General features: G+C 35.2%; 20 protein-coding genes and 1 pseudogene. 14 read left to right on the top strand and 7 right to left on the bottom strand.

Translation table 11 applies throughout. The features are described from left to right. The first annotated feature begins 58 nt into the window (after nt 1-58). Nucleotides 59-2,938 (top strand): DEAD/DEAH box helicase, encoded by a 2,880-nt coding sequence (locus GOQ17_RS00105; RefSeq protein ID WP_159632998.1) that lies wholly within the window; start codon nt 59-61, stop codon nt 2,936-2,938. A gap of 16 nt (nt 2,939-2,954) precedes the next feature. On the opposite strand, the gene GOQ17_RS00100 is transcribed toward GOQ17_RS00105, so the two are convergent. Both GOQ17_RS00100 and GOQ17_RS00095 read right to left on the bottom strand, forming a co-directional pair. Then, nucleotides 2,955-3,491: a hypothetical protein gene (locus GOQ17_RS00100; protein WP_159632995.1), complete on the bottom strand. Its 537-nt coding sequence runs from the start codon at nt 3,489-3,491 to the stop codon at nt 2,955-2,957. Nucleotides 3,492-3,583: 92 nt separating this feature from the next. Further along, nucleotides 3,584-4,573: an aspartate-semialdehyde dehydrogenase gene (locus GOQ17_RS00095; protein ID WP_159632992.1), complete on the bottom strand. Its 990-nt coding sequence runs from the start codon at nt 4,571-4,573 to the stop codon at nt 3,584-3,586. A 284-nt stretch (nt 4,574-4,857) separates the two neighbouring features. Between GOQ17_RS00095 and GOQ17_RS00090 the strand changes: the two genes are divergently transcribed. The 11 genes from GOQ17_RS00090 (at nt 4,858) to trhO (ending at nt 15,232) form a co-directional block, all read left to right on the top strand. Continuing rightward, complete coding sequence (locus GOQ17_RS00090; RefSeq protein WP_159632989.1) at nt 4,858-6,513, top strand: lamin tail domain-containing protein; 1,656 nt, start codon at nt 4,858-4,860, stop codon at nt 6,511-6,513. A 25-nt stretch (nt 6,514-6,538) separates the two neighbouring features. Further along, nucleotides 6,539-7,483, top strand: coding sequence for an NAD-dependent epimerase/dehydratase family protein (locus GOQ17_RS00085; protein WP_201288474.1), 945 nt, complete (start codon nt 6,539-6,541; stop codon nt 7,481-7,483). Between the two features lie 5 nt (nt 7,484-7,488). Then, entirely contained in the window at nt 7,489-8,214 is a 726-nt protein-coding gene (locus GOQ17_RS00080) for a YebC/PmpR family DNA-binding transcriptional regulator (protein WP_159632986.1), read from the top strand. Nucleotides 8,215-8,294: 80 nt separating this feature from the next. Next, entirely contained in the window at nt 8,295-9,122 is an 828-nt protein-coding gene (locus tag GOQ17_RS00075) for a hypothetical protein (protein ID WP_159632983.1), read from the top strand. A 32-nt stretch (nt 9,123-9,154) separates the two neighbouring features. Continuing rightward, nucleotides 9,155-9,898 (top strand): DeoR/GlpR family DNA-binding transcription regulator, encoded by a 744-nt coding sequence (locus GOQ17_RS00070; RefSeq protein ID WP_159632980.1) that lies wholly within the window; start codon nt 9,155-9,157, stop codon nt 9,896-9,898. Nucleotides 9,899-9,906: 8 nt separating this feature from the next. Further along, the gene (locus GOQ17_RS00065; RefSeq protein ID WP_159632977.1) at nt 9,907-11,379 is read left to right on the top strand and encodes a lipopolysaccharide biosynthesis protein; all 1,473 of its coding nucleotides are present in this window, start codon (nt 9,907-9,909) and stop codon (nt 11,377-11,379) included. Continuing rightward, a complete protein-coding gene (locus GOQ17_RS00060; protein ID WP_159632974.1) occupies nt 11,379-12,254 on the top strand; it encodes a glycosyltransferase family 2 protein in 876 nt (291 codons plus the stop codon). Before GOQ17_RS00065 ends, GOQ17_RS00060 begins: the two co-directional genes overlap by 1 nt. Nucleotides 12,255-12,257: 3 nt before the next feature. Next, a complete protein-coding gene (locus GOQ17_RS00055) occupies nt 12,258-13,166 on the top strand; it encodes a glycosyltransferase family protein (RefSeq protein ID WP_159632972.1) in 909 nt (302 codons plus the stop codon). A gap of 5 nt (nt 13,167-13,171) precedes the next feature. Beyond that, nucleotides 13,172-13,924: a glycosyltransferase family 2 protein gene (locus GOQ17_RS00050; protein ID WP_159632970.1), complete on the top strand. Its 753-nt coding sequence runs from the start codon at nt 13,172-13,174 to the stop codon at nt 13,922-13,924. Next, on the top strand, nt 13,905-14,144 hold the full coding sequence (locus GOQ17_RS00045) for a DUF3820 family protein (protein ID WP_159632968.1): 240 nt from the start codon (nt 13,905-13,907) through the stop codon (nt 14,142-14,144). The genes GOQ17_RS00050 and GOQ17_RS00045 overlap by 20 nt, the downstream gene beginning before the upstream one ends. A 92-nt stretch (nt 14,145-14,236) precedes the next feature. Next, a complete protein-coding gene (gene trhO, locus GOQ17_RS00040) occupies nt 14,237-15,232 on the top strand; it encodes an oxygen-dependent tRNA uridine(34) hydroxylase TrhO (RefSeq protein WP_159632966.1) in 996 nt (331 codons plus the stop codon). Nucleotides 15,233-15,291: 59 nt separating this feature from the next. Here the strand turns inward: trhO and galE are convergent, their stop codons facing one another. Further along, complete coding sequence (gene galE / locus GOQ17_RS00035; RefSeq protein WP_159632964.1) at nt 15,292-16,320, bottom strand: UDP-glucose 4-epimerase GalE; 1,029 nt, start codon at nt 16,318-16,320, stop codon at nt 15,292-15,294. A 281-nt stretch (nt 16,321-16,601) separates the two neighbouring features. On the opposite strand from galE, the gene GOQ17_RS00030 reads away from it, so the two are divergent. Further along, nucleotides 16,602-17,846, top strand: coding sequence for a 3-deoxy-D-manno-octulosonic acid transferase (locus GOQ17_RS00030; RefSeq protein WP_159632962.1), 1,245 nt, complete (start codon nt 16,602-16,604; stop codon nt 17,844-17,846). A 28-nt stretch (nt 17,847-17,874) separates the two neighbouring features. Here the strand turns inward: GOQ17_RS00030 and GOQ17_RS00025 are convergent, their stop codons facing one another. Beyond that, nucleotides 17,875-18,129: a hypothetical protein gene (locus tag GOQ17_RS00025; protein WP_159632960.1), complete on the bottom strand. Its 255-nt coding sequence runs from the start codon at nt 18,127-18,129 to the stop codon at nt 17,875-17,877. Between the two features lie 245 nt (nt 18,130-18,374). On the opposite strand from GOQ17_RS00025, the gene GOQ17_RS00020 reads away from it, so the two are divergent. After that, nucleotides 18,375-19,793, top strand: a complete 1,419-nt coding sequence (locus GOQ17_RS00020) for a sulfatase (RefSeq protein ID WP_201288473.1) — start codon at nt 18,375-18,377, stop codon at nt 19,791-19,793. Between the two features lie 7 nt (nt 19,794-19,800). Here the strand turns inward: GOQ17_RS00020 and hemW are convergent, their stop codons facing one another. The 3 genes and pseudogenes from hemW to GOQ17_RS00005 form a co-directional block, all read right to left on the bottom strand. Beyond that, nucleotides 19,801-20,928, bottom strand: coding sequence for a radical SAM family heme chaperone HemW (gene hemW, locus GOQ17_RS00015; RefSeq protein WP_159632956.1), 1,128 nt, complete (start codon nt 20,926-20,928; stop codon nt 19,801-19,803). A gap of 105 nt (nt 20,929-21,033) precedes the next feature. Beyond that, nucleotides 21,034-21,942 (bottom strand): annotated as a pseudogene (locus GOQ17_RS00010) (IS982 family transposase). Nucleotides 21,943-22,130: 188 nt separating this feature from the next. After that, the gene (locus tag GOQ17_RS00005; protein WP_159632954.1) at nt 22,131-22,406 is read right to left on the bottom strand and encodes a hypothetical protein; all 276 of its coding nucleotides are present in this window, start codon (nt 22,404-22,406) and stop codon (nt 22,131-22,133) included. Nucleotides 22,407-22,530 lie beyond the last annotated feature (124 nt).

Here is a 22,530-nt window from a genome sequence, read left to right as displayed (position 1 = left end):
TCTTACTACTTATTCGAGGTATATTAGTTGTCTTTTTTGAGAGACATACTAAAGATTGATGCAACAGATAGATACTTCTCTTCCGTACAAATTGATATATTCATTCGGTGAACACCCTTACTTGGGCTATCTCCTGGAACCACATATTGTACAACTTAATCCAAATGGAAGCCTTTCACTGTTGTATAAACGTGTATTTACCAATACGGTTGAAGAATTTGTCAGTGCTCTAGACGAAACAGATTACAAGATTATTAAGCTTCTTGATGAAATCGAACAAAGTAATGTCATTAAAAAATACCACAAGAAAGCTGTTCGTCCGGCAGATTATTTCAGCAAAATATTTGATAATAAGGTACGTGATTACATCCGTCCCAAACTAGAGAAAAAGTTACTCAAGGTCATGGAGTTGATTGGCGATAAGCCTATTTACTTGATGAGCAAAAAAGATGGATACCCTGCTGAGCATCAACTCAAAATCGCTCCACAACCGACTTCTATTCTTTTCCATTTCAGAAGAAACGAAGAAGAGACGCGATATTTTCCGACGTTGAAATATGACGGAAATCGTATGGAATTCATGTTCAAAAATGCGGAAGTCATCATCAATGCACAAGCTTGGTTGTTATTGGACAATGTGTTATACCATTTTGACCAGCCGCTAGAAGGAAAGAAATTAGCACCTTTTCTGAATAAAAGATACATCAGTGTTCCACGTGCTACCGAGCGCAAATATTACGAAACCTTTATTATTCCATTGATTGAGAAATACTCAGTCTATGCAGAAGGTTTTGATATCAAGACAATAAAAGAAGATGCAATACCCAATTTAACATTGAATTATATTCAGAATGGTGAATCGCATCTTCAACTTTCCTTTCAATATGGAGATTTCATTTTCTCTCCTAATGCCGAGCAAAAAATTTCGGTAAAGCTATCCTATGATGAGGAAAAAGATAGTTATACTTTCACAAGGGTCAAACGTTCAACGATTTGGGAAGAAAATCAACATCGCTATCTAGAAAGTCTCGGACTGAAAAAGCAAGACGCCTTGTTTGGTAGCTATATGACAGACGGGAAAGAATTTTCTAATGTTTTTGAATGGCTTAACAACCGTCAGGATGCTCTCTTAGAAAAAGGCTATATCATTAAGCAAGAAACCGGTGATAAACATTTCTTCATCGGAAAAACCTCCTTGGATATTGAAGTTGTCGAAGACAATGATTGGTTTGATGTTCGTGCCTTTGCCAATTTTGGACCTTACAAAATCCCTTTCATTCAATTAAGAGACCACATACTTAATAGAATTCAAGAATTTACCTTGCCGAATGGTGAGATAGCGATTATTCCAGAGGAATGGTTTGCCCAGTATGAGCATCTTTTTCAGTTTGCTATCAAAAAGAACGGGCTTCAACTCAACAAAGCCCATGTCGGGATTTTGCATGAAATATCAGAGCATACAGCATTGACGATGAGCCGTAAATTGCAAAATCTAAGCAATTTTGAAGAGATTCCGAAAGCGGAAGCTCCCATAGAATTTAATGGTAGCCTACGCTCATATCAAGAAGCAGGCTATAATTGGTTTCATTTTTTACAGGAATTCAAATTTGGTGGGGTCTTAGCGGATGATATGGGTTTGGGTAAAACGGTTCAAACATTAGCACTTTTGCAAAAACAAAAAGAGCAACTTAAAAATACGGATTACGCCAAAACTTCCTTGTTAATATTGCCCACTTCATTGGTTTACAATTGGCAAAAAGAAGCTGAAAAATTTGCACCCAAACTGCGCATTCTGATGCATATAGGTTCAAATCGATTCAAAGATGCTTATGCTTTTACGCATTTTGATTTGGTCATCACGACTTACGGAATCGTGCGTAGTGATGAAGACATGTTTAGCAAATTCTTTTTCAATTATATCATTCTAGACGAAAGTCAAAATATCAAAAACCCCACATCAAAGTCTTTTAAATCGATAAAATCCTTAAAAAGTCGCCATAAATTAGCGTTGAGTGGTACGCCTATCGAAAATTCGGTTTCGGATATTTGGTCACAAATGCACTTCACCAATCCAGGCTTATTGGGAAGTTACTCTTTTTTTCAAAAGGAATTTGTCATTCCTATTGAAAAGAAGCGAGATGAAGACACCGCGAAGCGACTACAAGCCATTATCAAGCCTTTCGTCTTACGTCGTACCAAAAGTCAAGTAGCAACAGAATTGCCTCCTAAAACCGAGCAAATCATCTATTGTGAGATGAATGAGACTCAAGCCGAGCTCTATGAATCGACCAAGTCCGAATATAGAAATGCCTTATTAGAAGGTGCTGTGAACGACGGCAAAGGAAATCAAATAGCCTTACTCCAAGGATTGACAAAATTGCGCCAATTAGCCAACCACCCAAAAATGGTTGAGCCTTCGTACGCTGATGAATCAGGTAAATTTGAGGCTGTACTACAGATGCTTGATTCTATCTCTACTGAGGGCAATAAAGTGTTGATATTTTCGCAATTTGTGAAGCATTTGGAACTATTTAGGAAGTATTTTGATAAAAATAATATTCCTTATGCTTATTTGGATGGTGGCACAAAAGACAGAGCCGAAGCAGTACAAAAATTCAAAGAAAACGACGAAGTCAAGATATTCCTTATCTCGATAAAAGCCGGAGGTGTCGGACTTAACTTAACAGAGGCTGATTATGTCTTTATCTTAGACCCGTGGTGGAATCCTGCCGTAGAACAACAAGCTATCGACCGTTCGCACCGCATCGGACAAAAACGTAATGTCTTTATTTATAAATTCATTAGTAAAGATACCGTCGAAGAGAAAATAGTAGCGCTGCAAAACCGTAAAATGTCTATCGCAACTTCGTTAATCACAACAGAAGAAACCTTTGTGAAGTCGCTTTCTCAGGATGATTTGAAAGAGTTATTGAGGTAAATTAATATCAAATAAATTAAAATATCTCCATTATCTCTTCTGTGTTAAATAAATACACTTTAACTTTGTTATTATATTGACCTCTGTAAATGTTTAATTGATTTTGCATAAATTTTTTAGCAGTTTCAAACAATTCTTTTGTCCGTGCAGCAGCAATTATGTAACAATCATTCTTTGGAGCCATTGTCAACAAACGCATTTTACTAAAATCGCTAGCAATTTCCTCAATATCAGATTTATATCTGAAATATTTAAGTTCAATAACTAGAGCTTCGTCATCATACTTATAACCTTTTCGGTGAGTTGTGCTGTCATATTTTATTGTAAGTTTATGTTTATCAAATGCAGTTATATCAATAAAATAAGTAGACTGAGTTTCATAAGTATCGTACCATGGACTTTCAGTATTTACTGTATAATTATTACTCAGAATTTCTCTTATAGTATTCGATAACGAAGTCTTCAAATCGCTTTCTGTCAATAGAATTAATTCACCTGTCTTAAAACTATCAGCTATTTTCCTTGTAGCTTCATCAACTTTATTTAAAAACATGACTCAAAATCAATTTAATATTAAAATTACAAATAAAAAAGCTGCAAGAAAACTTACAGCTTTGATTTGATATAAATAGGTTTACAGAAGTATTAGATCAATCCTTTTTTCGCTAACAATTCAGCTACTTGAACTGCATTTGTTGCAGCACCTTTTCTCAAGTTGTCAGCCACGATCCAAAGATTCACTGATTTGTCTTGCGACTCATCACGACGGATACGTCCTACGAAAACTTCATCTTTTCCATGCGCATCTTTCGGCATTGGATATTCTAAGTTTGCAGGATTATCTACTACGACAACACCTTCTTGCGCCTCTAAAGCAGCACGCAATTCAGCTAAATCAAAATCATTTTCGAACTCAATATTTACAGACTCCGAGTGACCACCCATTACTGGGATACGCACTGTCGTAGCAGTCACACGAATCGATTCATCTTGCATGATTTTGTTCGTTTCCAATATCATTTTCATTTCCTCTTTCGTATATCCATTATCTTGGAATACGTCGATTTGAGGAATCACGTTTAGATCGATTTGGTATGGATATGCTTTTTCACCTTCTATACCTGCACGCTCATCGTTCAACTGTTGAACAGCTTTTACACCCGTACCTGTTACCGATTGGTATGTGGATACGACTACACGCTTGATTTTATATTTTTCGTGCAATGGCTTCAACACCACGACCATTTGGATAGTCGAACAGTTTGGATTCGCAATGATTTTGTCATCTGCTGTCAGTACATCACCATTTACCTCTGGTACTACTAATTTTTTGGTAGGGTCCATACGCCAAGCCGAAGAATTATCTACTACCGTAATACCTGCCTCTGCAAATAATGGTGCAAATTCGGTAGAAGTGCTTCCTCCCGCCGAGAATAAAGCTACATCTGGTTTAAGTGCAATAGCTTCTGTCGCAGTAACAACCTTATACTTCTTACCCTTGAATTCAATTTCCTTACCCTTGCTTCTTTCTGATGCTACTGGAATCAATTCTGTTACTGGGAAGTTTCTCTCCGCCAATACTGTCAACATTTCGGACCCAACTAAACCTGTTGCGCCAACTACTGCTACTTTCATTTCTTTACAATTGTTGCTTTAATGATTTGTTAATATTCTTATTTTTTAACGGTCTCAAACATAATAAATAAAAATCAGTAAAACGATATTAAATTTATATTTTTCGCATTATAATCATAAAATATATTAAAAAGCACATAGATTTAAGTCGTAAAATTATCATTTTGTTAATTTTTAAGTCTTTTATTCGGAACAAATACAATGTAAAAATAAATTATAGAGAAAATTATTCTGTAAATTGCTTGCGAAAAGAAACATACTTGCGCTAGGCTAAAAATAGGTTTATGAGAACATTAATTAAGCTTTATTCCTTTTTGCTTATTCTTGCTTTCAATCAGCCTGTACAGGCTTTCGCTCAAAACCCTACGATCATCATCAACGAATTGATGATTAATCCAAACAATGTAGCTTCATTGCCCCCATTTGAATACATAGAATTATATAATAATAGTTCGCAGGTCATTGATTTAAAAAACATTGTAATTCATGTCAATTCAAATCAACAGCAACTCCCCACTTACAAGCTAGCTCCTAGACAATATGTCATACTTTGTCAAGAAACAGCAGCGACACAATTTTCAAGATATGGGAATGCAATAGCTTTGGCGAGATGGTCTGCGCTCAATAATTCCACGGCAAGCATAAAGCTCACTCAAGAAGACGTGTTACTGGATGAAGTTACTTATCGCGACAGCTGGTACAACAATTCTTCCAAAAGAAATGGTGGATGGAGTCTTGAACGTATAAATCCAAATTGGAATTGCAATATAAATTTAAATTGGTCAGCGACGAACTCCTTAAGTGGTGGAACTCCGGGAAAGAATAACACCATTTTAGATCAGAAATTTATTCCCAAACTCCATATCATTAATTATGCTATTTATCAAAATATAGTCGAACTGGAATTCAATATTGCTAGCAATTATTTGTCAAATATTGATGCTATAAAAGTTAGTTTGGATGGTGAAATTGGCGTAGCCCCAAATGTGGAAATCAAAAATGATAAGATTCAAATTAGCTTTCCTGCAACTATAGATCCACAAATGCTTTACACCATAAAAATATCAGGCTTAAAGATTTGTGACTTAGAAATTCCTTCATTTGAAACTAAACTTTTCAAACAAAATACAATTGCAAAAGGTGATATTATTATTAATGAGGTCTTGTTTAATCCTAAAGAAGGTGGAGTAGATTTTGTAGAGTTGTATAATAACAGCTCTTATCCTATAAATCTTCAAAATTTTAGATTAGGGAACAGAATTATTACAAATCAATTCTATGTGCTGGAAGCGGATGGCTATGTCGCTATCACAACCGACAAATCGACAGTTTATCAACATTATCCGAATGCAATTTTCGACAATTTGTTGGAAACAAGTGAACTTCCTCCATATACAAACCAACAAGGTAATGTGACTTTGTATTCTGATCAAAATACACTCATTGATTCTATTTACTATAATTCATCTATGCACTCCGCACATCTCATAGATGCAAAAGGTGTATCATTGGAACGAATTACTATAGATAAAAACACACTCCAATCAGCATCAACACTTCATGAAGGTGCCACTCCTGGTTATCGTAATTCGGTAGTCGATATTGATATTCCTCAAAATAAAAGAACCTTAACCAGCAAAACATTTTCTCCAAATGGCGATGGATTTGAAGATGAATTGGAAATCAACTATGCTCTAATTAAACCAAATTATATCATCACCAGAGAGATTTATAATGATAAAGGACAACTAATACGAAAATTGGCACACCAAAATTTAGCTGGTACACATGGTAAGTTAATTTGGGATGGCAAAAATGATTCTGGTATTGCTTGTGCTAAAGGTCATTACATCTGCTTTGCACAGATTTTTAATCTTGAAGGTAAAAAACAAAAATTTAAACAACCGTTTGTGTTAATTAACTCATTGGCAAGACATTGAAAAAGAAATAACTTTGCTGCATCATATGAAAGAAACTATAATTATCCTTGGGGCGAATGGTCAGATCGGATCTGAACTAGCATTAGCACTTCGCCACAAATTTGGCAATCAAAACGTCATTACAACAGACATCAGACCTCCACATGAAGTTGCTGAGGACGCTATATTTGAAACAGCAAACGTATTAGATAAAGAATTATTAAAAGAATTGTTTATTAAATACAAACCAACACAGATTTATCTTTTAGCGGCAATGCTGTCTGCTACAGGAGAGCAATATCCAATGAAAGCTTGGGATCTAAATATGAACGGGCTATTGAATGTATTGGATTTAGCAGTTGAGTTAGGCATTAAGAAAATATTTTGGCCTAGTTCTATAGCAGTATTTGGACCTCATTCACCTAAAGTAAACACCCTCCAATACTGTGTAATGGATCCGAACAGTATCTATGGTATCAGTAAATTGGCTGGTGAAAGACTAGTTGAATATTATCATGCTAAATATGGCTTGGATATTCGCAGCATCCGTTATCCAGGAATAATTTCTTGGAAGACAGCGCCTGGAGGAGGAACAACAGATTATGCAGTACATATTTTCTTTGAAGCTTTAGCAAAAGGACGCTATGAAAGCTTCTTGTCTGCAAATACAGCCTTACCAATGATGTATATGGATGACGCTGTACGTGCTACCATTCAACTCATGGATGCACCAAGTGAAAATCTAACGATACGTTCGAGCTATAATTTAGCTGGTATTTCATTTACACCAGAAGAGATTGCTCAAGAAATTAAAAAAATTCTTCCTAATTTTGAGATGTCTTATGCGGAAGGTGATCCACGTCAAGCAATTGCCGATTCTTGGCCTAAGAGTATCGACGACGAATACGCTCAAAAAGACTGGAATTGGAAGCTTGAATACAACCTAGAAGATTTGACACGAGTAATGATCGAAAATCTTAAAAACAAATAAACACAATGGGTAGAGCTTTTGAATTTAGAAAGGAAAGAAAATTTAAGCGCTGGGCTAAAATGGCGGTTCAATTTACACGATTAGGCAAGGAGATTGCTATCGCGGTAAAAGAAGGTGGACCTCACGCAGAAAATAACTCACGTCTTCGCACAGCAATTCAAAATGCAAAGGCAGTAAATATGCCTAAAGACCGTGTGGAAGCTGCTATCAAAAGAGCTTCAGAAAAAGATTCAAAAGGCTACGAAGAGTTTGTATACGAAGGTTATGGCCCTCATGGCGTGCCTGTATTGATCGAAACTGCTACAGACAACACGAATCGTACAGTAGCAAATATTCGATCTTATTTTACAAAATCAGGTGGTTCATTAGGAAAAACTGGTTCTTTGGATTTTATATTCAACCGTAAATCAATTTTCCGTTTTGCAGCAACAGAAGATTTAGACGTCGAGGAATTAGAATTAGAACTAATAGATGGTGGTTTAGAAGAATTATATGTGGAAGCTGATGAAGAAGGAAATGATATTGTTGTAGTACAAACTTCTTTTGAGGACTTCGGAAATATGCAACGTCTATTGGAAGAGAAAGGGATTGAATTGAAATCTGCAAAATTAGAACGCATTGCATTATCGCACACCTCACTAAGCGAAGATCAAGCTGCGGATGTATTAAAATTGATCGATAAGATCGAGGAAGATGATGACGTGCAAGCAGTATACCATAACATGGAATAATAGACTGCTAAAATGTTAAAATATAAAAAAGAGGGAGCTTCCCTCTTTTTTATTATCTGTTCAAATCGTTAACTTTGGGAATGCTCACATTCGAAGAATTTTTTATTAAGAAAAAAATTGATTTATCTGCTTTAAGAAAAGCGGACGAATCATTATTCTTTGAATTTAAAGACCATTATGCACAAATGGGTGAAAAAAGTTTCGATCACAGCAAAAAATTTTGGTTCAATCGGTTAAGAAAAGTACATCCTTTGGCGGAAGAAGCTGAAGTTGTTAAAAAAGAAACAAACGTTGTTTTGCCAGCGGACACAAAAATTCCTTCTAAGCATCAAATAACCACAGCAGCACCAACGGCTAAACCAGCAGGATTTAAGCCGCGTTTCAAAGCTCCTATAAAAACAAACGTAGAAGAAGTTATATCTGAACAACCTAATATAGATGCTACAGAAGTGGCGGTCTCAGCTAAACCTGCAGGATTCAAACCTCGCTTTAAAGCTGGAGTCACTAAAACTCCTTCAACGGAAGAATCAATAAAAGGTGTTACTCCTGTAGAAAATAAAGAAGAAATTACTTCGGAACCAGCGAGTAAACCTGCTGGATTCAAGCCACGATTTAAAGCTGGAGTTACTAAATCCACTCCAACGGAAGAAACAATAAAAGACGTTCCTCCTGTAGAAAATAAAGAAGAAATTACTTCGGAACCAGCGAATAAACCTGCAGGATTTAAGCCACGATTTAAAGCTGGAGTTACTAAATCCACTCCAACGGAAGAAACGACAAAAGATGTTCCTCCTGTAGAAAATAAAGAAGAAAACACTTCAGAACCAGCCAATAAACCTACTGGATTCAAACCGCGTTTCAAAGCAGGAGTTACTAAAACAAAACCTGCTAGTGAAGATAATTCCTAGACTCATAACCAATTATATATAAAATTCTAATCATGCTTAAAGAAGAAAGACAAGCGTATATTATTCATCAGATTAACTTACACAACAAAGTATTATCATCGGATCTGAGTATTCAACTGAATGTCTCCGAAGACACTATCCGACGGGACTTGAATGAATTGGCAGAGAATGGACAAGTGATCAAAGTATATGGCGGAGCCTTATCAAAATCATTCCAATTTCCATTTCAAGAAGGCAATGTATATGCAAAAGAAGGTAAAAAAGAAATTGCCTTAAAAGCACTATCACTGATTACATCAGGAATGACAATTCTTATTGGCGGTGGTACTACCATGATTGAACTGGCACGTCTTATTCCAAACGATTTGCAATGTACTTTCTTTACCATCAGCCCATTAGTTGCTTTGGAATTGGCCGAAAAGGATAATATAGATGTGTTTTTGCTTGGCGGGAAATTATCAAGAAACACAAATATTGTCACAGGGTCTCAAGTGATAAATGAGTTATCTGACTTACGCGTGGATTTATGTTTATTAGGCACAAACAGTCTTTCCATCGAAGAAGGTATTACGGATTCGGACTGGGAAGTTGTACAAATTAAGCGTGCAATGATTAAGTGTTCTAAATCATTAGCCATCTTAAGTATTGCAGAAAAACTAAATTCAAATCAAAAAATGCGTGTAGCTCCTTTGAAAGAGGTTACGTATTTAGTCACAGACTTGGATATTTCTGATAATCGTCTTAAAGAATTTTCAAAAAGCATAAAAGTCATTTAAAAATCTAAATGGAAGAAAAAGCCGAAGAGGTCGACAATTCGTTAAAAAAGAAAACTGCCAAGGGACTATTTTTTGGCGGCTTCTCTAATGTATTACAACAGATTATTGGATTCTTTTTCGGTATCATCCTCAATAGATATTTTATTTCAGAGGAAGATCTAGGGAAAATAGCAGTTATCATGATTTTTCCGTTGATAGCGACTGCTTTCCAAGAAAGTGGGTTTGTTGTCGGCCTCATCAATAAAAAAAATATTCAGCACAAAGATTACAATGCTGTTTTTTGGTGTAGTCTAATGATAAGTACCTTTTTGTATTTTTTATTATTTCTTGCTGCACCATATATTGCTAATTTTTACAACAATCCTGAACTTGTCTCCCTCTATCGTTTTCAGTTTTTGAGCATATGGTTTGGTTCACTTAGTGTATCACATAATGCTTATCTATACAAAAATTTGATGGTGGTCGAGCGCAGTAAAATTATGCTTTTAGCGCTTTTATTATCGAATATAGTGGGGCTACTATTTGCATCGCAAGGATTTGCGTACTGGAGTTTAGCTATACAAACGGTTGTATACACCATACTTTCAAGCTCTTTGTTTTTTTATTATTCAAATTTTAGACCTACATTAAAGATTGATTTTGCTCCTTTAAAAGAACTCTATAAATTTAGTAGCAAAATCTTAGTCACAAATATTTTCATTCATATTAATAATAATATCTACGCTACAGTTTTAGGAAGATTCTTTCCTGAGAAATTGATAGGAAATGTCAATCAAGCTTCCAGATGGAATAATATGGGGCAATCTGTTATCACCAATATGATAAATAATGTGATACAACCGGTGCTTAACCAAATTCAAGATGATGGCGAAAGACAAATTAGAGTATTTCGAAAAATCCTAAACTTCACTGCTTTCGTTGCTTTTATCTTATTATTTGGGCTTGCGACAGTTGCTGAAGATTTTATTCGAATCACACTGACAGATAAGTGGATTGATACGGCACCATATTTACGGATTCTATGTATAGGAGGAGCTTTTGCTGCCATAAACAATGTATTTTCAAATCTGATTCTTACCAAGGGCAAATCTTCTACATACATGTACAATGTTGTCAGCTTTGGTATACTTCAGTTTTTGATATTAGTGCTTTGCAAAGATTGGGGCATTCAACCTGCAATGATGATCATTACTTCATTAAATCTGATTTGGGTATTCATTTGGACATTAATAATCCAAAAACACATCACTTTTAGCATAGCCAATTTATTTAGCGATGTATTTACTTATATGCTATTCGCAGCTTTAGCCTGCTATTCAGCATACTATATTTCAGGTAGTTTTGAAAACATCTATATACGTTTTATTACGTGTTTAACATTATCTGGATCTATTTATTTGATACTAAATCGTATTTTCAAACCCGAAATCTTAACAGAAATCATCAATTTTGCAAAAAGTTCGGTAGGAAAGAAAGCATAATGAAAAAAGTCTTAACAATTATAGTTTCTTATAATTTTGAACCATGGATACATAAATGTATCCCGAGTTTGATGCAATCGACATATCCTACTGACATTATTGTTATTGATAATGGATCGCAAGATTCTACCGTAAAAATTTTAAAAAACTCCTATCCAACAGTAATTGTTATAGAATCCCATGAAAATTTGGGATTTGGAAAAGCCAATAATATAGGATTAGAATACGCTATTGCAAATCATTATGAATATGTCTACTTGGTTAATCAGGATGCATGGGTAGATAAAAATTGTATTCAAAAACTGTTAATGTCCAATGCACCTAAAGATGCATTATTATCACCTATACATTATGATGGTACAGAGCAAAAGTTAGATAAAGGATTTGCACAATATTGCTCTTCTGAAAAACATAACAAGGAATATCCAAAAGTAAAATTCGTAAATGCGGCTTTTTGGCTTTTGCCAATTAGAACTATTAAGAAAGTTGGGTTGTTTTCTCCTATTTTTTACCATTATGGCGAGGATAAAGACTATGCAAATCGTCTTGAGTTTCATCAAATCCCGATATATATAATAGATAATGCCAAGGCTTATCATGATAGGCAAGACAGAAAAGAAGCTAATGGAATCAACTATAAAAGTGAGTATGTTTATCACCTCACAGAATTTTGCAATATCAATTATAGTACATTTGAGTCATTTTCAAAATCAATTTTAGCCTGTTATAAAAAATCAGGAAAACAGTTGCTAAAGGGAAATATTGGAAATGCTATAAGATATATAGACATATCTAATAAACTTTGGAATAGAATTAGCGAGGTAAAGGAAACTAGAAAAAAAAACAAAATAATTGGCTCCTATTTCAACACGTAACTTATGAGAAATATTTCTCCCATAGCACTTTTTACGTATAACCGACCACAGCACACGCGTAAGACTCTCCAAGCTTTAGAGCAAGCTGATTTGGCACAAGAATCCGAACTATTTATATTTTCGGATGGGGCTAAAAATGCGCAAGCGGTAGAGTTAGTAAATAAAGTGCGTGCAATCATAGCGGAGCCGTGGAATTTCAAAAAAATCACTATTATCGAAAGAGAGCGAAATATAGGTTTAGCGCAGAATATCATTGCTGGGGTTACGGATATCGTGAATAGATATGGAAAAATTATTGTCTTGGAAGATGACTTAGAAATCTCTAAAGTAGGGTTAAAATATTTTAATGATGCACTCGATGTGTACCAAGACGAAGATAAGGTGATGGAAATAAGTGGCTACATGTATCCTGTAAAAGATGCAGATAAATTACCTGAGACCTTTTTCTTTCGTGTAGCGAATAGTTGGGGATGGGCGACCTGGCAACGAGCTTGGAAATTGTACAATCCGAACATTGATGAACTAATCGCAGATTTTGACAAAGACAAAATCAAAAGATTTAGTATCGACCACAGCGAAAACTTTTGGAAACAAGTCAAAGAACTGAAAGCTGGAAAGATTAACTCCTGGGCTATTCGTTGGTATTTAACGCTATTCAATAATGATGGATTGGCTTTATATCCTAGACAATCTATGATTCAGAATGTGGGAACGGATGGCTCAGGAACACATTCAGATTCGGACACAGTTTACCACGTGGAACTTGCGACACAAAATATATCTAAATTTCCAAAGGAAATCATGGAAAATAAAGAAGCTTATGATGCAATTAAGTATTTTTACAAACATCGTAAGGGCTCTTTGCTCTCTAGAGCTATTAGATTTGCAAAAAAGAAATTGAATTTAAAATAACAAAGGTGACATCTCCAACAATATCTATTATTACTATTGTGTACAACAATGTACGTGATATCGAACATACTATTCTTTCGGTCATCAACCAAACATATAGCAACATCGAGTATATCGTAATAGATGGCGCATCAACAGATGGCACCTTGGATATCATCCAACAATATCGTGGTAGCATTGATGTACTCGTTTCGGAAAAAGATAGCGGAATATACGATGCGATGAACAAAGGATTAGCCAAAGCTACTGGAGACTATGTGTTATTCTTGAATTCGGGAGACGAACTTTTTGACAATAATACCATTCAAATTATTGTTGAGAAAGGAAACAATGCTGACATCATTTACGGTGAAACGAAGTTAGTAGATGAGAAACGTAATGTCATTGGAGAACGTAGACATAAAGCACCTGTACATTTTGATTGGAAATCTTTCCAATACGGGATGAATGTTTGTCATCAAGCTATTTATGTAAAACGTGAAATCGCGCAGCCCTATGATTTGCAATATAAACTAAGTGCTGATGTAGATTGGGTAATTCGCGCAGCGAAAAAAGCAAAATCAACCCAGAATGTAAATTGCTATGTTGCTCGTTATTTAGTCGGAGGCATGTCTCAAAAGCGACATAAACAAAGTTTGAAAGAGCGATATGCAATTTTCAAAAAACATTACGGCACTTTTCAAAACTGGATCAATCACGGCATCATTGCATTGAGACTTATTAAGTACAGAATTACGAATGGCAAAACAAGAGAGTAACGATTTCTTTAATCCTGAAATATTAGTCGAATTGGCTAATACCAAGATGCCATTTGGCAAATACCAAGGCTGGTTGCTTTGTCGATTACCCGAACCTTACTTGGTTTGGTTTCACAAAAAGGGTTTTCCGCCAGGAAAATTAGGCACACAATTGGCAACTTTGTACGAGATCAAATTGAATGGTTTGGAGTATCTGCTCACGCCACTCATTAAAAAGTAATAACACTCATTTTTAGTATTTTTCTTTTTCCTATCTTTGCATCGAAATAATTACTAACATTAAACGCCGTTTGCAGCGGTATCAATGAATATATGGCACAATATCAAACACTGCTGTACTATTGTTACAGCCCTATCGAAAATGCAGAACAGTTTGCTGCAGATCATTTAGAATTTTGTAAATCTCTTGGGCTTGTAGGTCGAATCATCGTTGCTGATGAAGGTCTTAACGGCACCGTTTCAGGTACTCCTGAAGCTTGTAAAGCTTATATGGATGCCGTTTATGCTGACGGAAGATTCAATCATACGGAATTCAAAATCGATGATGTAGAAGAGCCTTCTTTCATCAAAATGCACTGCCGATACAAAGAAGAGATTGTTCACTCAGGCTTGCGTGATCCAAAAGTAATTGACCCTACAAAACAAACAGGAAAACACCTTGAGCCGAAAGATTTCATGGAAATGAAAGACCAGGAAGATGTGGTGATTTTGGATGTGCGTTCGAATTATGAGCATTCTGTAGGTCGTTTTAAAAACGCAGTAACATTAGACATCGAAAACTTCCGCGAATTCCCAGAGAAAGTAAAAGAATTAGAACATCTAAAAGGCAAAAAAATTCTTACGTATTGTACGGGTGGTATCAAATGCGAGAAAGCTTCTGCCCTATTACTAAAAGAAGGTTTTGAAGAGGTATATCAATTACACGGTGGCATCATCAAATATGGCAAAGAAGCTGGTGGTAAAGACTTTGAAGGTGATTGCTACGTGTTTGACAATCGTGTAACTGTTCCTGTTAACTCCGTAAATCCAACCATCATTTCGACTTGTCGAAATTGTGGTAAAACCACAAATAAAATGATCAACTGTGCCAATGCAAAATGTAATGAGCATTTCACACAATGTGATGAGTGTGGTTGGGAATTAGAGGGCTGTTGCTCGACGGAATGTCAATCTCTCCCTGATAAACGTCAATATGATGGCACAGGATATTATGTTAAAGTTCCTCAACCTGTCAATATTGAGAAAATCTCAAAAAGAAAACACAAAAATTTCCCTCCTAAAAACAAAGAGGAAGTACAAGATGCATAAAAAATTAAATAGCCTTGACAAATTGTCGAGGCTATTTCTTTATCATCTAAGTACATTATTTAACCCAAAGGATTATTATGTAAATATTGTTCCCAAGCCCAAGCTGATGACATCATTTCATCGATACCTAATTCAGCTTTCCAACCCAATTCTTTCGTAGATTTAGTCACATCACCCCATACTTGGATAACATCCCCTTCACGACGAGGTCCAAATTCATAATTTAAGGGTTTACCAGAAGCCTTCTCAAAAGCTTTTATTGCTTCGATAACTGAGTAGCCATTTCCTGTTCCGATATTGAAAACATCGTATTTTCCGTTAGGATTACCTTTTTCTAATAATTTGATAGCGGCTACGTGTGCTTTTGCCAAATCTACCACATGAATATAATCACGGATACAAGAACCATCTGGTGTATCATAGTCATTACCAAAAACAGTTACTTTCTCCCGTTTGCCAATTGCCGTTTGGGTAATGAAAGGTAACAAATTTTGCGGAACACCATTTGGCAATTCACCAATCAGAGCTGTCTCATGTGCTCCTACCGGATTGAAATAGCGTAAAGCGATGATATTATAATTGTCATAAGCTTTTGCCGATTCTTCTAATATTTCTTCTGCTATTTGTTTTGTATTTCCATATGGGGAAGTCGATTTTTTCACGGGTGCAGATTCCGTCACAGGCAATACATCGGGCTCTCCATATACCGTGCAACTAGATGAGAAAACAAAATTAATAGGTTTCTCACGGTAACCATTCAATAAGTTAATTAGAGAAAAGAAGTTATTGTGGTAATATTTTAGAGGATCTTGCACGGACTCTCCCACAGCTTTAGAAGCTGCAAAATGTATAATTCCAGTGATATCCGGATTAGCAGCTATAAAAGCTGTCGTTTCTGCAACATCACACAGATCGAATTGATGAAATTCAGGCTTCACACCTATTATTTTTTCAATTTGATCTAATATTTCAATATTAGAATTAGATAGATTATCAATGATAACAGGTGTATAACCTGCATTGTGTAATTCAACAACAGTATGTGAACCAATGTATCCTGTTCCCCCCGTTACTAAAATTTTACTCATAATGTTTATATATCTATTTATTATATGATTGTTTATAAAACGTTTGAATAGCGCAAGCCAACACCTCTCCCATTATTATTTTTATGGATTCTAGGTAGCGACTTTTTGTCGAATGTAAATTGAAAAAATTTGTAAAAAACCAGGCTTTTAAGTTGAGCTTGTGCGCAATCTTCCTCTTCCATATTGCTTATATATTTGCAAAGTATGTTTTGCACTTTATCTTCGATTAGAAAAGGTTTAATATCTTTATCTTTGACGAATATAAGTATTATTTTAACAATATGCGATTATTATATGACCTTGGAATATGGCTATATGGTGTTGTTCTACGCCTTATATCCCCATTTCACCCTAAAGCTAAACTCTGGGTAAATGGTCGAAAAGACATTTTACAGCGTATCAATCAAACGGTTGAACAAGGTCAAAAACATATTTGGTTTCATTTCGCTTCGCTTGGTGAATTTGAACAAGGAAGGTCAGTTTTGGAGCAGATAAAAAAACGTTTTCCTAATGAAAAAATAATACTAACTTTTTTTTCACCTTCAGGATTTGAAATTCGAAAAAACACAGATCTCGCTGACTATGTTTTTTACTTGCCAGAAGATACTGCAAAAAATGCAAAGGTTTTTATCGATATTATTCAACCAAAATTCGTGGTATTCACCAAATACGAGTATTGGTATCATTATTTTAAAGAATTAAAAAAACGAAATATTCGCTTATTGATGATTTCTGCAATTTTTCGTGAGGATCAGATTTTTTTCAAACCTTATGGTGGATTTTTTCGCACAATCTTAAAAAATGTGTCATTTTTCTTTGCACAAAATATGGATTCCGTGCATATGTTAAAATGGATTAACATCACCAAAGCTGGACTAGCGGGGGACACACGATTTGACCGCGTGGTAGAGCTACCTACACAACATAAGCCTATTCCTCAAGTAGAAAAATTCTGTTCCGATTATAAAACCGTGGTCGCAGGTAGTACCTGGAAACCCGACGAAGAACTTTTGAAACAACTTTCACAAGACAATTCACAATGGAAATTTATACTAGCTCCACACGAAATTCACAAAACGCATATTGATGATATCGTAAAATTATTCGGTGATGTACTTTTATTTTCAAAATTCGGCAACTACACAGAAAATCAAATTCGTAATAGCCAAGTTTTAGTAATTGATAATATTGGTATGTTATCTTCGTTATACTATTATGCTGATATTACATATATAGGTGGAGGTTTTGGGGTAGGCATTCACAATACATTGGAAGCTGCAACTTATGGTAAACCTGTTATTTTTGGTCCTAAATATGAAAAATTTCAAGAAGCCGTTGATTTAGTAACCTTGATGTCCGGATTCTCTATTTCAAATTATAGTGAACTCAATCAAATTTTCGATTCTTTGCAAGATGAAAATTTCCGTCAAGATGCTAGTACGTCAGCAAAGAATTATGTACATCAACGCGCTGGAGCAACACAAATTATTATGAAATATTTGGAAACCGAGAAGTTATTGTATTAAACTTCATTAAAAGATTCATATCATAGATTTAATCCGCTGGTATTATGAATAATTTCTCAATATCGTTACGACTTAAATATTTTGATGCCTTACGCAGATACGGATTATTGATGTAGCTATGTGTAAATTTTACTGTTGTTCCCCCGAAAACTTGTTTAACAAAAGTTAGGATTAATTGACTATCTCCTAAATCTAAGTATGCGTTTCGATCCTTTCTCTCCTCAAAACCTTTTATAATTAATCTTTTTAACTGCTGAAAATCATTATATGATTTGATATACATATAACCAAAACATTTTCAGTAAAAGCTTCAACTATGAAAAAAGCATAAAAGCTATTCTTCCATAAATGATAAAATTTACTTCAAGTTTGATATAAAATGTCTGAATAATTTTAATATTCACGCTTATATTTGAGTATCTAACCAATGGACTCATGAGAAATAAGTGCACTTTTAATTCTATAGGATTTTATATATTATCGGTATTTTTTATAGTACCTAATTTTGTTTTTTCACAAAAAAATAAAATGAATGTTTTACTAATCCTAGTGGATGATTTACGCCCTTCAATTGGAGCATTTGGAGATAGATTAGCCATCACACCCCATTTAGATCAATTTGCTAAGCAGGCACATGTATTTGAAAGAGCCTACAGTAACCAAGCTGTATGTGTAGCCTCGCGATACAATTTATTACTAGGTGCACGATCTACTTCTACTGGTCTATATGATTTCGGAAGAGCATTTCGTGATTTCTATCCAAATGCTACGACCTTACCCGAATTTTTCAAAAATTCTGGTTACCACACCGAAGCAATTGGTAAGGTATTTCACGTAGGTCACAATACCTATAACGACGAACAATCGTGGTCGATACCACATTATCACGACAAAGTGATTGAATATGTGGCTAAAAAATCAGTAAAAATGACGCGCGAAGAAGCTTTATTCTCGAATATATCTTGGGATGAAGCAAATAAATTAGCCAAAGGCGCTGCTTGGGAAAATCCCGACGTCGCTGATGACGCTTATGCCGATGGTCGTGTAGCAAACCGGGCAATGGCTAGATTAGCAGAATTAAAATCTTCTGACCAGCCATTTTTTATGGCAGTAGGATTTGCTAGACCGCATTTACCATTTTCTGTACCTAAAAAGTATTGGGATTTATATGATGAAAAGATATTTCATTATAAAACATCAAAATCTGATCCGCTTAACGCTCCTAAATTTGCCACTAAACGTGATGGCGAAATCTCGCAATATAATGGTATTCCACTTGCCCAGCAGATACATCCATTCCCTGACTCTTTGACTTATAAACTCAGACATGGATATTATGCAGGTGTGTCCTATGTGGATGTACAAATAGGTAAAGTAATTAACAAACTTAAGGAAGAAGGTTTGGATAAAAATACAATAGTAGTTCTATGGGGAGATCATGGCTATTTATTAGGTGAAATGGGGATGTGGACTAAACATGTTAACTATGAACTCGCCAACCGAATTCCACTTGTGTTCTATCATCCTGATTTCAAAAAAGGCAGGAAAACAAAGGCATTGGTAGAAACCGTAGATATCTATCCGACATTGGTGGACCTCTGCGGACTTGCACTCGCGCCAATTGAACAACCTTTGGATGGTAAAAGTATTAAACATATTATTAACGGCGACATAAAATCTACAAAAGATCATGTATATCATTGCTTTCCAAGAGATGGCAGACTCGGCGAAGCTATACGAACAAAAGATTATAGATTAGTACGTTGGACACCTATGAACGGAAAAGGAAATATAGTCTATGAGCTATATGATTACAGAAAAGGTTTGGTAGAACTAGAAAATATATGGCGTCCAGATCATCCCGCCTTTCTAAAACTAAATGATATAATGGAAAAATATCCAAAACCTTTGCCTATGCGACCAGAAAGTCCACGAAGAGTTAATTAATTTAAGATTACTCGACAAGAAACAACTCAGAAGCAATACGATCGGCTAGTAATTTTCCTTTTTTCGTTGCACGCACAATGTTGTTATCGATGTTTTCCAATTCTTCGTTATCGACAAATACTTGACTTTCTCTCAAAATATGTTGCTTAAAGTCGTATCCAAAATCGTGTTCTACTTTTTTCAAATTTAAACCCCACATCGTGCGAATGGATGTCATCACATACTCATTAAATTGGTCATACTTGGTCAATTCTTCAATCTCTTGAAACGAAGTTTTATCCGAAAGAGCTGCGATATATTTGGCGTTATTGGCTACGTTCCAAGAGCGACTATTTCCATTAAAAGAATGAGCCGATGGTCCAATTCCTAAATAATGTTTTCCCCTCCAATAGTTTTTATTATGCTTTGCAAACATGCCATTTTTGGCAAAATTCGATATCTCATAATGCTCAAATCCATTATTGGTCAATGTATCAATCAGCATTAACATTTGTGCAGCACTTTGGGCATCGCTCATCGCTGGTGTTTTGCCTTCTTTGACAAAATGTGCCAAAGCCGTGCGATTCTCTACAGTCATGGAATAGGACGAAATATGCGGAATATCCATTTCAATAAGCTTTTTCATATTAGATTTCCATTTTTCATCTGTCAACAAAGGATAACCATAAATCAAATCACAAGTGATATTTTCAAAACCTACATCCTGCACTCGCTTAATAGAAGAATCTGCTTCCTGCGCATTGTGCGCACGATTCATCCAACGCAAATCTTCTTCATAAAAAGATTGTATTCCAATAGAAAAGCGATTAATTGGCGTTTGTCGAAGAGCCTTTACTTTGTCAGCCGTTAAGTCATCAGGATTTGCTTCTAACGTAATCTCTGCATCCGAACTGATTTCAAAGTACTTCTCTACCGTACCAATGAGTTTTAATATATCTTCAGCCTCTAAAATAGACGGCGTACCACCACCAAAATATATACTGTGTACTTTCTTGTCTTCTAAATAATGTGCCCGCTTCACAATTTCTTGTTCCATAGCTGCTAGCATATCTTCCTTATATTTCAACGAAGTGCTAAAATGAAAATCACAATAATGACAAGCTTGTTTGCAGAATGGAATGTGAAAATATATCATGGGTGCCGCTTAGTTTGTTAAGAAGCAAATGTAGCGATTTAACAAATAAACCTTACTTTGAAGTTTTACAAATTGTTACTTATATTAATTTAACGTGAGTTCGGTTTAAGCAGCAAGGAATAATTGATTTTGTTGCTGTTCAAACTGAATGTTTAAAGAAGGCTTTTTAGGAAAAAAAGCATAAGCTGCCAAAGCTCCTAAAATATTTAACAAGAAGTTGTTTACCGACCTGTGTCTAGTATGCTGTAGTTTGCAAATGTTCTTTAGTTCATCATTTACACATTCAATGATTGCTCTTTTTCGAAGCATTATTTTATCGGTTTGACTTAAGTTCATTCCTTTCATATTTTTTCTAGGTTTGGTTACCATCTGTATTCCATTTCCCCAGAGTATATCCGCCATTGCTTTTGAAATATACCCCTTATCCCCATATAGTTTACCAAAAATATCCTTGGTCATATTCATCATATGTTTTAGATTTCTGTCATCCACATTGCCCTTAGTAAGGTAAAAAGACAATATTTCTCCCTTATCATTGATGATTAGGTGTAGTTTGAAACCATAGAACCAACCTATGGAACACTAACCCCGTTCAGCAGTATCTCTGAAAACTTTATTTTGGTGTATCCTTCTGTTGTAGCACACCTTGATATGCGTAGAGTCAATAAAATTAATACCCCCACTCTTGCCTAGACAGCACATCTTTACAAAAAGCATAAAGGTCAGAGCACACCTTGGTTGAAGCTCGACAAACCTATTATAAGAGGTTAATCCAAGGAAAAGATCCTTGAGATGGGGCAATGCATAATGCACATAAAAAGACTTCAGATTGCTGAATTGACACGAATGAAAAAGGACCATTAAGCTGATCATTTCACTCTCACAAAGACTAGCTTTTCTATTGCGTTTACCGATTTTTCTGTCTTCTAAAAGCTTTTCTTCAAGAATAGGTTGGATTTCAATGCAAAAATCATCCACTTTTACGAAAATTTCTATAACTTTACCTCTTAACATAAGGCTTGGTTTATATTTGTAATAATTTGATTATCAACTAATTGTATACAAAAATCAATCCTTTTTTAGTTAAAATAATATATAATTTCACTTTTTTCTTATCCCGAACTCACGTTAATTTAGATATTTTCTACTACTTTAAAATATCTAAATTAATATAATTCTAATAGCATTATTGCACTGTTAGATTAAAGTCGACCTCGCACCTCATCACCGCCGGCATCAATATTTTCCCTTCTAGTATCTTTTTTGCCTGAAGAAATATTATAAGTCAACCATAGTCCAAAGTAACGAGCAAAATCCAACCTATTTCTATTTACATTTCTCGAAAAGCTGTCTGTAACAATTGTCTGTCCCGGTTTGTATAAATGTAAAGGATCTTGAATTTCAAACCTAGCGGAAAGTTTGTCTTTTAAGTGATTATTCCGAACAAAGTACACCAGCTGTTCCGCTGTAAAGTGCACCAGTTTTTAACCAATAATTTGGACTTATTGCCACTGGATTTATAGTTCAAACTTAGTTATTTTTTTTCTTTCTTAATGATTTTCCTTTCAAAGGTAATCTATGGGCACAAGCTGTCAATCTGTC

This window comes from Sphingobacterium composti (assembly GCF_009829075.1).
Classification (GTDB): Bacteria; Bacteroidota; Bacteroidia; order Sphingobacteriales; family Sphingobacteriaceae; genus Sphingobacterium; species Sphingobacterium composti.
Note: the sequence above shows the minus strand (reverse complement) of the source record. Positions and strands in the feature narration are given on the sequence as shown.

Bases quoted from the DNA above. Each gene is read 5' to 3' on its own strand.
- GOQ17_RS00105 (WP_159632998.1), top strand. From the start codon at position 59: ATGCAACAGATAGATACTTCTCTTCCGTACAAATTGATATATTCATTC.
- GOQ17_RS00100 (WP_159632995.1), bottom strand. From the start codon at position 3,491: ATGTTTTTAAATAAAGTTGATGAAGCTACAAGGAAAATAGCTGATAGT.
- GOQ17_RS00095 (WP_159632992.1), bottom strand. From the start codon at position 4,573: ATGAAAGTAGCAGTAGTTGGCGCAACAGGTTTAGTTGGGTCCGAAATG.
- GOQ17_RS00090 (WP_159632989.1), top strand. From the start codon at position 4,858: ATGAGAACATTAATTAAGCTTTATTCCTTTTTGCTTATTCTTGCTTTC.
- GOQ17_RS00085 (WP_201288474.1), top strand. From the start codon at position 6,539: ATGAAAGAAACTATAATTATCCTTGGGGCGAATGGTCAGATCGGATCT.
- GOQ17_RS00080 (WP_159632986.1), top strand. From the start codon at position 7,489: ATGGGTAGAGCTTTTGAATTTAGAAAGGAAAGAAAATTTAAGCGCTGG.
- GOQ17_RS00075 (WP_159632983.1), top strand. From the start codon at position 8,295: ATGCTCACATTCGAAGAATTTTTTATTAAGAAAAAAATTGATTTATCT.
- GOQ17_RS00070 (WP_159632980.1), top strand. From the start codon at position 9,155: ATGCTTAAAGAAGAAAGACAAGCGTATATTATTCATCAGATTAACTTA.
- GOQ17_RS00065 (WP_159632977.1), top strand. From the start codon at position 9,907: ATGGAAGAAAAAGCCGAAGAGGTCGACAATTCGTTAAAAAAGAAAACT.
- GOQ17_RS00060 (WP_159632974.1), top strand. From the start codon at position 11,379: ATGAAAAAAGTCTTAACAATTATAGTTTCTTATAATTTTGAACCATGG.
- GOQ17_RS00055 (WP_159632972.1), top strand. From the start codon at position 12,258: ATGAGAAATATTTCTCCCATAGCACTTTTTACGTATAACCGACCACAG.
- GOQ17_RS00045 (WP_159632968.1), top strand. From the start codon at position 13,905: ATGGCAAAACAAGAGAGTAACGATTTCTTTAATCCTGAAATATTAGTC.
- trhO (WP_159632966.1), top strand. From the start codon at position 14,237: ATGGCACAATATCAAACACTGCTGTACTATTGTTACAGCCCTATCGAA.
- galE (WP_159632964.1), bottom strand. From the start codon at position 16,320: ATGAGTAAAATTTTAGTAACGGGGGGAACAGGATACATTGGTTCACAT.
- GOQ17_RS00030 (WP_159632962.1), top strand. From the start codon at position 16,602: ATGCGATTATTATATGACCTTGGAATATGGCTATATGGTGTTGTTCTA.
- GOQ17_RS00025 (WP_159632960.1), bottom strand. From the start codon at position 18,129: ATGTATATCAAATCATATAATGATTTTCAGCAGTTAAAAAGATTAATT.
- GOQ17_RS00020 (WP_201288473.1), top strand. From the start codon at position 18,375: ATGAATGTTTTACTAATCCTAGTGGATGATTTACGCCCTTCAATTGGA.
- hemW (WP_159632956.1), bottom strand. From the start codon at position 20,928: ATGATATATTTTCACATTCCATTCTGCAAACAAGCTTGTCATTATTGT.